Genomic DNA, 13,174 nt, shown 5'->3' with positions numbered 1-13,174 from the left:
TTGTCTCCTGCAAACCCCCGACGGGGGCATCGGGGGTGCGTGAATGAATTACTTCGAGTACAACTCGACGATCAGCGCTTCGTTGATGTCCGCAGGCAGGTCGGAACGTTCCGGCACGGCCTTGAACACGCCGCTGAACTTCTTCGCGTCGACTTCGATCCAGGACGGGCTCAGGTCGAGCTGTTCGGACAGGGTCAGCGACTCCTGCACGCGCAGCTGCTTCTGGGCACGCTCGGACAGGGCGATCGCGTCACCGGCCTTGACCTGGTAGGACGGCAGGTTGACCGGCTTGCCGTTGACCAGCACGCCGCGGTGCGAGACCAGCTGGCGGGCGGCCGGACGGGTCACGGCGAAGCCCATGCGGTAGATCACGTTGTCCAGGCGGGTTTCCAGCAACTGCAGCAGGTTCTCGCCGGTGTTGCCCTTCTTGGTCGAGGCCTTCTTGTAGTAGTTGCGGAACTGGCGCTCCAGCAGACCGTAGATACGCTTGACCTTCTGCTTTTCGCGCAGCTGGGTGGCGTAGTCGGACAGCTTGCCCTTGCGGGCGGCACCGTGCTGGCCGGGCTTCTGCTCCAGCTTGCACTTGGAGTCCAGCGCGCGGGCCGGGCTCTTCAGGGACAGGTCGGCGCCTTCGCGGCGCGCGAGCTTACAGGTAGGACCGATATAACGAGCCATTTCTTATCGCCCCCTTAGACGCGACGCTTCTTCGGCGGACGGCACCCGTTGTGCGGGATTGGCGTCACGTCGATGATGTTGGTGATCTTGTAGCCGACGTTGTTCAACGAACGAACGGCCGACTCACGGCCCGGACCCGGGCCTTTGATGCGGACTTCCAGCGACTTCACGCCGTAATCCAGTGCGGCTCGGCCGGCCTTCTCGGCGGCGACCTGTGCAGCGAACGGGGTCGACTTGCGCGAACCGCGGAAACCGGCACCACCGGAGGTCGCCCAGGAAAGCGCATTGCCCTGGCGATCGGTGATGGTGACGATGGTGTTGTTGAAAGAAGCGTGGACGTGGGCGACGCCGTCGGTGATGACGCGCTTGATCTTCTTCTTGACTTTGGCAGCAGCTGGCTTGGCCATGATGGTCGCCCCTTACTTCTTGATGGCTTTGCGCGGACCCTTGCGGGTACGGGCGTTGGTGCGGGTGCGCTGGCCGCGCAGCGGCAGGCCGCGGCGATGGCGCAGACCGCGATAGCAGCCCAGATCCATCAGGCGCTTGATCGCGATGCCGACTTCACGGCGCAGGTCGCCCTCGACCACGTACTTGCCGACTTCGGCGCGCAGTCGCTCGACTTCCGGCTCCGACAGGTCGCGGATCTTGGTGGTCGATGCGACGCCAGCGGCTTCGCAGACCTTCTTGGAACGGGTACGGCCAATGCCGTAGATGCTTTGCAAACCGACCCAGACATGCTTCTGGGCAGGCAGGTTGACACCTGCAATACGCGCCATGACGCGGTCTCCAACTGTGTTTGATGGCCCGGCAGGCCGCCTTCCGGCAAGGAAAACGGGCAGACGGACGGAGTGAACTGGAAATTTTAGCAAGATCTCGGGTTACTGGGAAGCCCGCGCCGACCAGGGGTCGGCACGAAGCCCGGCATGGGGAGTGTGCCCATGCTCCGGCGCCGGAAGCTGCCTGGTGCCGGGCTTCCGGGGTTTCCCCCGGGGCCCGGCCCCGCCCGCGCTACTCTGGCGCGGGACCGGCGGCTTCACACCCGTGCGCGAGATCGCCGCCCGGGCCGCCCTTTTGGTTGGTCCGGTCCTCTCGGGCCGGCCGCGCGGAAGGCTTCCGCGCCAGGGGAGCGATTATCCGCGCGAAAGTCCGCCGCGGGAACCACCCTTCAAATTTGCCTTCTTCAACAGGCTTTCGTACTGGTGCGACATCAGGTGCGCCTGGACCTGCGCAATGAAGTCCATCACCACCACCACCACGATCAGCAGCGAGGTGCCGCCGAAGTAGAACGACGTGCCCAGTTGGGTCCGCATCACTTCCGGCAGCAGGCACACCGCCACCAGGTACAGCGAGCCGGCCGCGGTCAGGCGGGTCAGCACGCCGTCGACGTAATCCGCCGTCGCCTTGCCCGGACGGATGCCGGGAATCAGCGCGCCCGACTTCTTCAGGTTTTCGGCGGTTTCCTGCGAGTTGAACACCAGCGCCGTGTAGAAGAACGCGAAGCCGATGATCATCGCCGCGAACACGATCATGTGCAGCGGTTCGCCCGGCGCCAGCGCCTGCGAGATGCGCTGCAACCAGGTGGTCGCGCCGTTCTGGCCGGACCACATCGCCAGCGTGGCCGGGAAGGCCAGGATGCTGGAGGCGAAGATCGGCGGGATGACGCCGGACATGTTGAGCTTCAGCGGCAGGAACGAGGTCTGGTTCATGTACGCGCTGCGGCCACCCTGGCGGCGTGCGTAATTCACCGTGATGCGGCGCTGGCCGCGTTCCACGAACACCACGAAGAAGGTGAAGCCGAAGACCACCAGCACGATGATGATCAGCGAGATGGCGCTGAGCGTACCGGCCTGGAAGGCTTCCAGGGTGGTCAGCACGGCGCCCGGCAGGCCCGCGACGATGCCGGCGAAGATGATCAACGACACGCCGTTGCCGACGCCGCGCTCGGTCACCTGCTCGCCCAGCCACATCAGGAAGATGGTGCCGGCGGTCAGTGCCACCACGGCGGTCAGGACGAAGCCGAGGCCCGGTGCATAAACCACCGGCACGCCGCCCGGAGCGACCTGGTTCTGCAGCGCGACGGCGATGCTGCCGCCCTGCACGACCGCCAGCAGCACCGCGCCGATGCGCGAGTACTGGGTGATCTTGCGGCGGCCGGACTCGCCTTCCTTCTGCATCGCCTTCAGGCTGGGGAAGATGTGCACGCCCAGCTGCATCACGATCGACGCCGAGATGTACGGCATCACGTTCAGCGCGAAGATGCTGAAGCGATGCAGGGCGCCACCCGAGAACATGTTGAACATGTCCACGATGCCGCCCTGGTTCTGCATCATCGCGAGCATGGCGTCGGGATTGACGCCCGGCACCGGCACGTAGCAGCCGATGCGATAGACGATCAAGGCACCCAGCACGAACAGCAGGCGCTGGCGGAGTTCGGTGAACTTGCCTGCGCCTGCCAGCGCGCTGGCGGCATTACCCTGCGCCATGCGTCACTTACTCCTGCACGCTGCCGCCGGCGGCTTCGATAGCCGCCTTGGCACCTGCGGTGGCCAGCACGCCCTTCAGCACGAACTTCTTGGTCAGTTCGCCCTTCTTGACGATCTTGGCGCGCTTGGCGGTGCTGGGGACCAGCTTGGCGGCACGCAATGCTGCGAAGTCGATCTCGCCGGCTTCCAGCTTGTCCAGCTGGTAGGACAGCACTTCCGCGGTGTCCTGCTTGAGCTTGGAGCGGAAACCGACCTTCGGCAGACGCTTGATCAGCGGCATCTGGCCGCCTTCGAACTTCGCCTTGATCTTGCCCTTGCCCGCACGGGCGAAGGAACCCTTGTGACCGCGACCGGCGGTCTTGCCCAGGCCGGAACCGATACCGCGGCCAACGCGGGTGCGTTCGGCGCGGGCGCCCTCGGCGGGCTTCAACGTATTCAGACGCATGATGATTACTCCTCGACCTTGACGAGGTAGTGGACCTTGGCGATCAGGCCGCGAACCTGCGGGCTGTCCTTGAGTTCACGCACATCGTTCAGCTTGTTCAGGCCCAGCGCCTTCACCGACAGGCGGTGGCGGGACTGGGAACCACGCAGGCCGCGCACCAGGCGGACCTTGACGGTCTTGTTGGACTCGTTAGCCATTGAGGAGTTCCTCCACCTTCTTGCCGCGCTTGGCCGCGATGCGGGTGGGCGACTGCATGTCGTTCAGGCCCTTCAGGGTGGCGCGCACCAGGTTGATCGGGTTGCGCGAACCGACAGCCTTGGCCAGCACGTTCTTCACGCCGACCGCTTCCAGCACGGCGCGCATCGCGCCGCCGGCGATCACGCCGGTACCTTCCGACGCCGGCTGCATGAACACGCGCGCCGCGCCGTGACCGGCCTTGACCGGGTGCCACAGGGTGCCGTTGTTCAGGTCGACGTTGGACATGTTCTTGCGGGCATACTCCATCGACTTTTGGATGGCGACCGGCACTTCGCGCGCCTTGCCGTAGCCGAAGCCAATCTTGCCGGCGCCGTCGCCCACCACCGTCAGCGCGGTGAAGGTGAACTGGCGGCCGCCCTTGACGGTCTTGCTGACGCGGTTGACCGCGACCAGCTTCTCGATCATGCCGTCGTCGACTTTCTCTTCGCGGTTGCGGTCGCGATCACGACCCCGCGGTTCACGTTGTTCTGCCATTTCGAAATCCTTGGTTGATGTGGATTTGTGGCTTGGCCACTTATGGTTGTGGAGTACTTCGTTGCCACGCTTCCGGTCACACAAGGACCGGGGCGCCCGGCGCAGCCCGCGCCGGCAGGTCAAGGCATGGGGTCGCCCCCATGCCTTTCAAGATTAGAACTGCAGGCCGCCTTCGCGGGCCGCGTCGGCCAGGGCCTTGATGCGGCCATGGAAGCGGTAACCGGAACGGTCGAAGGCCACCTTCTCGATGCCCGCGGCCTTGGCGCGCTCGGCGATCAGCTTGCCGACCTTGGCGGCGGCGTCGCTGTTCTTGCCATTCTTCAGGCCATCCTTCACGTCGGACTGCAGGGTGTTCGCAGAAGCGATGACCTTGGCGCCGTCGGCGGTGAACAGCTGGGCGTAGATGTGCTGGCCGGTACGCAGGACGGACAGGCGCGGCACACCCAGTTCGCGGATGTGCGCACGGGTCGACTTGGCGCGGCGCAGGCGGGCGGTGTTCTTGATGCTCATGATCTGGTTCCTCGAAGCCGAAGGCGTGCTTACGCCTTCTTCGCTTCCTTACGGATGATGGTCTCGTCGGAGTACTTCACACCCTTGCCCTTGTAGGGCTCCGGCGGACGGAAACCGCGGATCTTGGCGGCGACTTCGCCCACGCGCTGCTTGTCCGCGCCCTGGACCAGGATTTCGGTCTGGGTCGGGGTGGCGATGGTGATGCCTTCCGGCGCCTTGAACACGACCGGGTGCGAGAAGCCGAGCGACAGGCTCAGATCCTTGCCCTGCATCGCGGCACGGTAACCCACGCCGACCAGTTCCAGCTTGCGCTCGAAACCTTCGGACACGCCCTTCACCATGTTGGCGAGGATGGCGCGGATGGTACCGGTGATGGCGTCGTGCTCGATGGCTTCCGGCGCCAGGTTGGCAACGCCGTTCTCGATCTTCACTTCGACGCCGGCGGGCTTGGTGATCGCCAGGGTGCCCTTCGGGCCCTTGACGGTCAGCGTTTCCGCCTGGAGGTTGATTTCAACGCCCTTGGGTAGGGCAATCGGCTTTTTGGCTACACGGGACATTGGCTTACTCCGTTAGGCCACGAAGCACAGGACTTCACCGCCGACGCCCTGCTGGCGCGCCTGCGCATCGGTCATGATGCCCTTGGAGGTGGAAATGATGGCGACGCCCAGGCCGCCGAGGACCTTCGGCAGCTCGGCCTTGCCACGGTACTGGCGCAGGCCCGAACGGGACACGCGCGACAGTTTCTCGATGACCGGCTTGCCTTCGAAGTACTTCAGGACGATTTCCAGCTCGGCCTTGTTGTTTTCCGTCTTCGTCACGCGCGCGTCGGCGATGTAGCCTTCCGACTTCAGGACGTTGGCGATCGAGGCCTTGATCTTGGAGGACGGCATCTTCACCGTCTGCTTGCCGACCGCGGCCGCATTCTTGATGCGGACCAGCATGTCGGCGATGGGATCAGTCATGCTCATAAGTAAATGCCTTTTGAGTAGCACCGATATCCGCTTTCGCGAAAATCTTGGGTTGTGCCTGGAAGCCCCAGGTGGCGGCCCCGACGGGGCCCAGGTCCGCGGCGGGCCGCGGGAACCGGCAATTATACAGCAACAAGTCCGGCATGTGCCGGACTTGGATTCTGGCCATCCCGGAGCGTGCCCGGGAGGCCGGATGGCTTACCAGCTGGCCTTGCGCAGGCCCGGCACGTCGCCACGCATGGTGGCTTCGCGCAGCTTGTTGCGGCCGAGGCCGAACTTGCGGTAGACGCCGCGCGAACGGCCGGACAGCTCGCAGCGGTTGCGCTCGCGGCACGGCGACGAGTCGCGCGGCAGCTTCTGCAGCTTGGTCACGGCTTCCATCTTTTCTTCATAGGAAGCGGTGGTGCCCGAGATGATCTTCTTCAGCGCTTCGCGCTTGGTGGCGTACTTCTTCGCCAGCTTGGCCCGCTTGATATCGCGGTTCACCATTGAGGTCTTGGCCATGTGTGGTATTCCTCGCGATATCAGTTGCGGAACGGGAACTTGAACGCTTCCAGCAGCGCCTTGGCTTCGGCGTCGCTCTTGGCGGTCGTGGTGATGGCGATATCCATGCCGCGGAGCGCGTCGACCTGGTCGAAGTCGATTTCCGGGAAGATGATCTGTTCCTTCACGCCCATGTTGTAGTTGCCGCGGCCGTCGAACGAACGACCCGACACGCCGCGGAAGTCACGCACGCGCGGCAGCGAGATGTTGATCAGGCGGTCCAGGAACTCGTACATCTTGGCGCGACGCAGGGTCACCTTGCAGCCGATCGGCCAGCCGTCGCGGATCTTGAACGAAGCCACCGAAATGCGGGACTTGGTCGTGATCGGCTTCTGGCCGCTGATCTTGGCCAGGTCGGCCACGGCGTTTTCCAGGATCTTCTTGTTGGTCGCCGCTTCACCCACACCCATGTTGATGGTGATCTTGGTGATCTTCGGGACTTCCATCGGATTGGTGTAACCGAACTTCTTCATCAGAGCCGGCGCCACTTCTTCCTTGTAAATTTTTTCGAGACGGGTGGTCATGACCTCATTCCTCAGGCGTCGAGCGCCTCACCACTGGAGCGGAACACACGCAGTTTGCGTCCATCCTCCAGGACCTTGAAACCGATACGCTCGCCCTTGCCGGTGGCCGGGTTGAACAGCGCGACGTTCGAAATGTGGATCGAGGATTCACGCTCGACCACGCCGCCGGCGATGCCCGCCTGCGGATTCGGCTTGGTGTGGCGCTTGACGACGTTGACGTTGGAGACGACCACGCGGTCACCGTCCACGCGCACCACGTCGCCCTTCTTGCCCTTGTCCTTGCCGGCGATGACGACCACCTGGTCGCCCTTCTTGATACGGTTTGCCATTTCTATGTCCTCCGCTCAGAGCACTTCAGGCGCGAGCGAAACGATCTTCATGAACTTCTCGGAACGCAGCTCGCGGGTCACGGGCCCGAAGATGCGGGTACCGATCGGCTCCTGCTTGTTGTTGAGCAGCACGGCGGCGTTGCCGTCGAAGCGGATCAGCGAACCGTCCGGGCGACGAACGCCCTTGCGGGTGCGCACGACCACGGCATCGTAGACTTCGCCCTTCTTGACCTTGCCACGCGGGATGGCGTCCTTGACGGTCACCTTGATGATGTCGCCGATGCCGGCGTAACGGCGCTTGGAGCCGCCCAGCACCTTGATGCACATCAGTTCCTTGGCGCCGGAGTTGTCGGCCGCGTCAAGGTAGCTCTGCATCTGGATCATGATTCAGATCTCCTCTTATTCAGCCGCGCGGGTGATGATTTCCACCACGCGCCAGTTCTTGGTCTTGGACATCGGGGCGATTTCGGTCACCCGCACCACGTCGCCTTCCTTGCAGCTGTTGTCCGCGTCGTGCGCGTGCAGCTTGGTGGAACGACGAATGTACTTGCCGTACAGGGCATGCTTGACCTGACGCTCCACCAGCACGGTGACGGTCTTGTCCATCTTGTTGCTGACGACGCGGCCTTCGATGGTGCGTTGCGCTTTGTCTTTGTTATCGCTCATCTCGGGCGCTCCTTACTTCTTGCCGCCAAGCAGGGTCTTGACGCGAGCGATCTCGCGGCGAACCCGGCGGGTTTCATGGGTCTTCGGCAGCTGGCCGGTGACCTTCTGCATGCGCAGGGAGAATTGCTCCTTGCGCAGATCGGTCAGGTGGGCCTTCAGTTCGTCAGCCGACTTCTCGCGGAGTTGCTTGAGTTCCATTAGCGCACCGTCCGGGTCACGAATTGGGTGGTGACGGACAGCTTGGCCGCGGCCAGGCGGAACGCCTCGCGCGCGATTTCCTCGCTGACGCCTTCGATTTCATAAATCATGCGGCCGGGCTGGATCTGGGCGACCCAGTACTCCACGTTGCCCTTACCGGAGCCCATTCGGACTTCGATCGGCTTCTTGGTGATCGGCTTGTCGGGGAACACGCGGATCCACATCTTGCCGCCACGCTTGACGTAACGGCTGATGGAGCGGCGGGCCGCCTCGATCTGGCGCGCGGTCAGCTGACCGTGCGCCGTGGCCTTCAGGCCGTACTCGCCGAAGCTGACGAGGTTGCCGTTCCAGCTCAGGCCGTCGTTACGGCCCTTGTGCATCTTGCGGAATTTGGTTCGCTTGGGTTGCAACATGATTATTCCCTCGCCTCGCGATCACGGCGCGGTCCACGCGGACGGTCGCTGCGCTCATTGCGTTCGGCGCGCGGCGTGTCGTCCTGCTTTTCCTGGCCCACCTGGCTGAAATCGAAGATTTCGCCCTTGTAGACCCACACCTTGATGCCGATGATGCCGTAGGTGGTCTTGGCTTCAGCAAAGCCGTAGTCGATGTCCGCACGCAGGGTGTGCAGCGGCACGCGACCTTCGCGGTACCACTCCGAACGGGCGATTTCGGCGCCGTTCAAGCGGCCAGCGACATTGACCTTGATGCCCAGGGCGCCCAGGCGCATCGCGTTGCCGACCGCACGCTTCATGGCGCGGCGGAACATGATGCGGCGCTCCAGCTGCTGGGCGATCGACTCGGCCACCAGCTGCGCGTCCAGTTCCGGCTTGCGGACTTCGGTGACGTTGATGTGCGCCGGAACGCCCATCAGGTCGCTGACTTCCTTGCGCAGCTTCTCGATATCCTCACCACGCTTGCCGATCACCACGCCCGGACGGGCGGTGTGGATGGTCACGCGGGCGGTCTTGGCCGGACGCTCGATCAGGATCTTGGAGATGCCCGCCTGCGCCAGCTTCTTGCGCAGCATTTCGCGCACCTTGAGGTCGGCGGCCAGGTAGTCGGCGTAGTCGCGCTTGTTGGCGAACCACTTGGAATTCCAGTCCTTGGCGATGCCCAGGCGGATTCCGGTCGGATGAACTTTGTGACCCATACTTATTTGCCCTCGCCCACGACCACGGTGATGTGGCTGGTGCGCTTAAGAATGCGGGTACCACGGCCCTTGGCACGGGCCATGAAACGCTTCAGCACCGGACCTTCGTCGACCATGATGGTCTTGACCTTCAGCTCGTCGACGTCGGCACCCTGGTTGTTCTCGGCGTTGGCGATAGCGGACTCGACCACCTTCTTGATCAGGTGGGCGGCCTTCTTGTCCGAGAACTTCAGCAGGTTGACGGCGCGTTCGGCCGACAGGCCACGCACCTGGTCAGCAACCAGGCGGGCCTTCTGCGGGGAGATGCGCGCGGTGCGCAGGATGGCTTTCGCTTCCATGGTCATCTCTCCTTACTTCTTCCCGCCGGCTTTCTTGTCGCCACCGTGGCCCTTAAAGGTACGGGTGACGGCAAATTCGCCGAGCTTGTGGCCAACCATGTTCTCGTTGACGAGCACCGGAACGTGGTTCTTGCCGTTGTGGATGGCGATCGTGAAGCCCACCATTTCCGGCAGGATCATCGAGCGGCGCGACCAGGTCTTGATCGGCTTCTTGCTGCCGCCCGCGGCCTCCACCTTCTTGATGAGGTGGTGATCGACGAACGGGCCCTTCTTGAGTGAACGTGCCATGGTCGATTAGCCCCTACGATCGCGGACGATGAATTGCTGAGTGCGCTTGTTCTTGCGCGTCTTGTAACCCTTGGTCGGCACACCCCAGGGGGTGACCGGATGCGGGTTGCCCTGGCCGGCCTTGGCCTCACCACCACCGTGCGGGTGGTCAACCGGGTTCATGGCCGCACCGCGGACGGTCGGCTTGACGCCGCGCCAGCGCTTGGCACCGGCCTTGCCCAGCTTTTCCAGGCTGTGCTCGTCGTTGCCGACTTCGCCAACGGTGGCGCGGCACTCGACCTGCACCTTGCGCATTTCGCCCGAGCGCAGGCGCAGCGTGGCGAAGCCCTGCTCGCGGGCAACCAGCTGCACGGCAGCACCGGCGGCGCGGGCGATCTGGGCGCCCTTGCCCGGCTTCAGCTCGATGCCGTGCACGGTGGTACCGACCGGGATGTTGCGCAGCGGCAGCGTGTTGCCGACCTTGATCGGCGCGTCGCTGCCGGCGATGACCTGGTCACCGGCCTTCAGGCCCTTCGGGGCGATGATGTAGCGGCGCTCGCCATCGACGTAGCACAGCAGCGCGATGTGCGCGGTGCGGTTCGGATCGTATTCGATCCGCTCAACGCGCGCCGGGATGCCTTCCTTGTCGCGCTTGAAGTCGATGATGCGGTAATGCTGCTTGTGGCCACCGCCGATGTGGCGGGTGGTGATGCGGCCGTGGTGGTTGCGACCGCCGGTCTTGCTCTGCTTTTCAAGCAGCGCAGCATGCGGGGCACCCTTGTGCAGGTCCGGCGTCACCACGCGGACCGCGGAACGGCGGCCGGCGGAGGTTGGCTTGAATTTCATCAATGGCATGTGGGTCTACCTCAGGCCTTGGCCGTTACGTCGATAGCCTGGCCCTCGGCCAGACGCACGTACGCCTTGCGCCAGTCGCCGCGACGGCCGTTGCGGAAACGGAAGGACTTGTTCTTGCCCTTCACGTTGACCACATTGACTGCCTCGACCTTGACGTCGAACAACTTTTCCACGGCGGCCTTCACATCGGCCTTGGTGGCGTCGTTCGAAACTTCAAAGACGTATTGGTTGGAAACTTCCTGCAGGCGCGCCGTCTTCTCGGAGACACGCGGAGCACGCAGCACGCTGAAGATTTTCTCGTTGCTCATGCCAGCCACTCCTCGATCTTCTTGACGGCATCGGCGGTGACGACGACGCTGTCGGCGCCCACCAGGGCGACCGGATCCAGGCCCTGCACGTCGCGCACTTCCACATACGGCAGGTTGCGGGCGGACAGGTACAGATGCTCGGAGGCGTCTTCGGTGACGATCAGCGGACGCTGACCGACTTCCAGACCCTTCAGCTTTTCGATCAGCGTCTTGGTCTTGGTGGTGTCGAGGTCGAACGCATCCACCACCATCAGGCGGTTCTGGCGGTTCAGCTCCGACAGGATCGCGCAGATGGCCGCGCGGTACATCTTGCGGTTGACCTTCTGGTCGAAGCTGCGGGGCTTCGCTGCGAAGGTCACGCCGCCGCCGACGAAGATCGGCGCAGTCAGCGCACCGTGACGGGCACCACCGCCCTTCTGCTTCTTCGACTTCTTGGTGGTGCCGTTGACTTCGGCGCGGGTCTTCTGCGCCTTGGTACCGGCACGACCGGCATTGCGATAGGCAACGACGACCTGGTGGACCAGATCTTCGCTGAATTCACGACCGAACACGGCGTCGGAAACCGACAGCTTGTTGGCGCTACCTGTAATGGCTAGTTCCATTGTCGTTCTCCTTAAGCCTTGCTAGCCGGACGCACGATCACGTCGCCACCGGCAGCACCCGGAACGGCGCCGCGGACGGCGATCAGGCCGCGCTCGGCATCGACGCGAACCACTTCAAGGTTCTGGGTGCTCTGCTGCACCGCGCCCATGTGACCGGACATCTTCTTGCCCGGGAAAACGCGGCCCGGGGTCTGGCGCTGGCCCAGCGAACCCGGCGCGCGATGCGACAGCGAGTTACCGTGGGTGGCGTCGCCCATGGTGAAGTTCCAGCGCTTGATGGTGCCCTGGAAGCCCTTGCCCTTGGTCACGCCCTGGACGTCGACCTTCTGGCCCACTTCGAAAATGTCGGCCTTGATTTCGCCGCCGACGGTGAAGTCGCCCAGCTTGTCGGCTTCGACGCGCAGTTCCCACAGGCCACGACCGGCTTCGACCTTGGCCTTGGCCAGGTGGCCGGCGACCGGCTTGGTGACCAGCGACGCACGGCGGGTGCCGACGGCAACCTGCACGGCGCTGTAGCCGTCGGTTTCCTGGGTCTTGATCTGGGTGATGCGGTTCGGGGTGGCTTCAATCAGCGTCACCGGAATGGACTTGCCGTCCTCGGTGAACACGCGGGTCATGCCGGCCTTGCGGCCGACGATTCCCAACGAATACTTCTTCGCGGTCATGGTCGTTGGCCTCAGGTCAGCTTGATCTGGACGTCGACGCCGGCCGCGAGTTCGAGCTTCATCAGCGCGTCCACGGTCTTGTCGTTGGGGTCGACGATATCGAGCACACGCTTGTGCGTGCGGGTTTCGTACTGGTCGCGGGCGTCCTTGTCGACGTGCGGGGAAACCAGGACGGTGTAGCGTTCGATCTTGGTCGGCAGCGGGATCGGGCCGCGCACTTGCGCGCCGGTCCGCTTGGCCGTCTCAACGATCTCGCTGGCCGAGCGGTCGATCAAGCGATGATCGTACGCCTTGAGCCGGATTCGGATCTTTTGGTCCGCCATGACGGAATTTCCTTCGTTAAAGAGCGACGGGCGCGGCTTCTGGGATGCCTTGCCCCGGTAGGGTCCAGACGTTCAGCCCCGTCCCGGAACCGCCGGAAAGCGCGGTAACGGTGAGCCTGAGCGGCCTGGGGTTTCATCCTGAAAAACTGGGCAGGCCGGTAAACCGGCCCGCCCAGACAGAAAAGTATAGGACGCATGACTGGCCCCGTCAATAGCGGGGCGTCCACCCCTGAAACCGGGCGGCAGGCACGCGACTCTCCTTGTCTGGCGAACACGAAGCACTCCCTGCGCTTCTTTTCGCGGTAGCGCCGGCATACCTCCCAGGGGGGACCGGCGCGGGTATTGCGATATCCCGGGATGGCTGGGCCATCTGGGGGCGCGCATTATAGCGATGTTTTTGCTGGTTTGCAGCAAATCCGGCGAATTTTTATTACCGGAGACCGGTGGAGGCTGGAATCCCTGCCCCGCCGGGGTACTTCTCGCCTTGCCGGTTCAATGGCCCCGGCTTTCGCCAGGAAAAGAACCGACAAAACGGGGCGGGCCTTTCGGCCCGCCCCGTCGATTCATTACTTGATGATCTTGGCCACGACGCC

General features: G+C 63.8%; 25 protein-coding genes. All 25 read right to left on the bottom strand.

Annotated elements, in window-relative coordinates; all coding sequences use genetic code 11:
* Positions 1-48 precede the first annotated feature (48 nt).
* Entirely contained in the window at positions 49-675 is a 627-nt protein-coding gene (gene rpsD, locus IQ458_RS05060; protein ID WP_141455897.1) for a 30S ribosomal protein S4, read from the bottom strand.
* A gap of 14 nt (positions 676-689) precedes the next feature.
* Positions 690-1,082, bottom strand: coding sequence for a 30S ribosomal protein S11 (rpsK, locus tag IQ458_RS05055; protein ID WP_055941307.1), 393 nt, complete (start codon positions 1,080-1,082; stop codon positions 690-692).
* A 12-nt stretch (positions 1,083-1,094) separates the two neighbouring features.
* On the bottom strand, positions 1,095-1,451 hold the full coding sequence (gene rpsM / locus IQ458_RS05050; RefSeq protein WP_055943298.1) for a 30S ribosomal protein S13: 357 nt from the start codon (positions 1,449-1,451) through the stop codon (positions 1,095-1,097).
* A gap of 354 nt (positions 1,452-1,805) precedes the next feature.
* On the bottom strand, positions 1,806-3,158 hold the full coding sequence (gene secY, locus IQ458_RS05045) for a preprotein translocase subunit SecY (RefSeq protein WP_183638670.1): 1,353 nt from the start codon (positions 3,156-3,158) through the stop codon (positions 1,806-1,808).
* A 7-nt stretch (positions 3,159-3,165) separates the two neighbouring features.
* Positions 3,166-3,609: a 50S ribosomal protein L15 gene (gene rplO / locus IQ458_RS05040; protein ID WP_181444278.1), complete on the bottom strand. Its 444-nt coding sequence runs from the start codon at positions 3,607-3,609 to the stop codon at positions 3,166-3,168.
* A complete protein-coding gene (gene rpmD / locus IQ458_RS05035; RefSeq protein WP_055941302.1) occupies positions 3,609-3,800 on the bottom strand; it encodes a 50S ribosomal protein L30 in 192 nt (63 codons plus the stop codon). The genes rplO and rpmD overlap by 1 nt, the downstream gene beginning before the upstream one ends.
* On the bottom strand, positions 3,793-4,335 hold the full coding sequence (rpsE, locus tag IQ458_RS05030; RefSeq protein ID WP_141455894.1) for a 30S ribosomal protein S5: 543 nt from the start codon (positions 4,333-4,335) through the stop codon (positions 3,793-3,795). Before rpsE ends, rpmD begins: the two co-directional genes overlap by 8 nt.
* 153 nt (positions 4,336-4,488) lie before the next feature.
* Positions 4,489-4,845, bottom strand: coding sequence for a 50S ribosomal protein L18 (rplR, locus tag IQ458_RS05025; RefSeq protein WP_183638672.1), 357 nt, complete (start codon positions 4,843-4,845; stop codon positions 4,489-4,491).
* Between the two features lie 29 nt (positions 4,846-4,874).
* A complete protein-coding gene (gene rplF, locus IQ458_RS05020) occupies positions 4,875-5,402 on the bottom strand; it encodes a 50S ribosomal protein L6 (protein WP_183638674.1) in 528 nt (175 codons plus the stop codon).
* Positions 5,403-5,414: 12 nt separating this feature from the next.
* Positions 5,415-5,813, bottom strand: a complete 399-nt coding sequence (gene rpsH, locus IQ458_RS05015; protein ID WP_141455891.1) for a 30S ribosomal protein S8 — start codon at positions 5,811-5,813, stop codon at positions 5,415-5,417.
* 198 nt (positions 5,814-6,011) lie between these two features.
* A complete protein-coding gene (gene rpsN / locus IQ458_RS05010; RefSeq protein WP_183638676.1) occupies positions 6,012-6,317 on the bottom strand; it encodes a 30S ribosomal protein S14 in 306 nt (101 codons plus the stop codon).
* Between the two features lie 20 nt (positions 6,318-6,337).
* Positions 6,338-6,880 (bottom strand): 50S ribosomal protein L5, encoded by a 543-nt coding sequence (gene rplE / locus IQ458_RS05005; protein WP_141455889.1) that lies wholly within the window; start codon positions 6,878-6,880, stop codon positions 6,338-6,340.
* Positions 6,881-6,891: 11 nt separating this feature from the next.
* Entirely contained in the window at positions 6,892-7,209 is a 318-nt protein-coding gene (gene rplX / locus IQ458_RS05000; RefSeq protein WP_141455888.1) for a 50S ribosomal protein L24, read from the bottom strand.
* Between the two features lie 15 nt (positions 7,210-7,224).
* Positions 7,225-7,593, bottom strand: a complete 369-nt coding sequence (gene rplN, locus IQ458_RS04995; protein ID WP_013535986.1) for a 50S ribosomal protein L14 — start codon at positions 7,591-7,593, stop codon at positions 7,225-7,227.
* A gap of 15 nt (positions 7,594-7,608) precedes the next feature.
* Positions 7,609-7,875, bottom strand: a complete 267-nt coding sequence (rpsQ, locus tag IQ458_RS04990; protein ID WP_183638678.1) for a 30S ribosomal protein S17 — start codon at positions 7,873-7,875, stop codon at positions 7,609-7,611.
* Between the two features lie 12 nt (positions 7,876-7,887).
* Positions 7,888-8,073: a 50S ribosomal protein L29 gene (gene rpmC, locus IQ458_RS04985; RefSeq protein ID WP_141455886.1), complete on the bottom strand. Its 186-nt coding sequence runs from the start codon at positions 8,071-8,073 to the stop codon at positions 7,888-7,890.
* Entirely contained in the window at positions 8,073-8,486 is a 414-nt protein-coding gene (rplP, locus tag IQ458_RS04980; RefSeq protein ID WP_183638680.1) for a 50S ribosomal protein L16, read from the bottom strand. Before rplP ends, rpmC begins: the two co-directional genes overlap by 1 nt.
* Before the next feature lie 2 nt (positions 8,487-8,488).
* Entirely contained in the window at positions 8,489-9,223 is a 735-nt protein-coding gene (gene rpsC / locus IQ458_RS04975; RefSeq protein ID WP_141455884.1) for a 30S ribosomal protein S3, read from the bottom strand.
* A gap of 2 nt (positions 9,224-9,225) precedes the next feature.
* Positions 9,226-9,561: a 50S ribosomal protein L22 gene (gene rplV / locus IQ458_RS04970; RefSeq protein WP_079724420.1), complete on the bottom strand. Its 336-nt coding sequence runs from the start codon at positions 9,559-9,561 to the stop codon at positions 9,226-9,228.
* Between the two features lie 12 nt (positions 9,562-9,573).
* Complete coding sequence (gene rpsS, locus IQ458_RS04965; RefSeq protein WP_183638682.1) at positions 9,574-9,849, bottom strand: 30S ribosomal protein S19; 276 nt, start codon at positions 9,847-9,849, stop codon at positions 9,574-9,576.
* 6 nt (positions 9,850-9,855) lie between these two features.
* A complete protein-coding gene (gene rplB / locus IQ458_RS04960; protein ID WP_141455883.1) occupies positions 9,856-10,683 on the bottom strand; it encodes a 50S ribosomal protein L2 in 828 nt (275 codons plus the stop codon).
* A gap of 11 nt (positions 10,684-10,694) precedes the next feature.
* Positions 10,695-10,991, bottom strand: coding sequence for a 50S ribosomal protein L23 (rplW, locus tag IQ458_RS04955; RefSeq protein WP_141455882.1), 297 nt, complete (start codon positions 10,989-10,991; stop codon positions 10,695-10,697).
* On the bottom strand, positions 10,988-11,593 hold the full coding sequence (gene rplD, locus IQ458_RS04950; RefSeq protein ID WP_141455881.1) for a 50S ribosomal protein L4: 606 nt from the start codon (positions 11,591-11,593) through the stop codon (positions 10,988-10,990). Before rplD ends, rplW begins: the two co-directional genes overlap by 4 nt.
* 11 nt (positions 11,594-11,604) lie before the next feature.
* The gene (gene rplC, locus IQ458_RS04945) at positions 11,605-12,258 is read right to left on the bottom strand and encodes a 50S ribosomal protein L3 (RefSeq protein WP_183638685.1); all 654 of its coding nucleotides are present in this window, start codon (positions 12,256-12,258) and stop codon (positions 11,605-11,607) included.
* A gap of 11 nt (positions 12,259-12,269) precedes the next feature.
* Positions 12,270-12,581 carry a 30S ribosomal protein S10 gene (gene rpsJ, locus IQ458_RS04940; RefSeq protein ID WP_022968186.1) on the bottom strand — a complete coding sequence of 104 codons (312 nt, stop codon included), beginning with the start codon at positions 12,579-12,581 and terminating at the stop codon, positions 12,270-12,272.
* Positions 12,582-13,174 lie beyond the last annotated feature (593 nt).

The sequence above is a fragment of the Pseudoxanthomonas beigongshangi genome (assembly GCF_016820515.1).
Taxonomy (GTDB): Bacteria; Pseudomonadota; Gammaproteobacteria; order Xanthomonadales; family Xanthomonadaceae; genus Pseudoxanthomonas_A; species Pseudoxanthomonas_A beigongshangi.
Note: the sequence above shows the minus strand (reverse complement) of the source record. Positions and strands in the feature narration are given on the sequence as shown.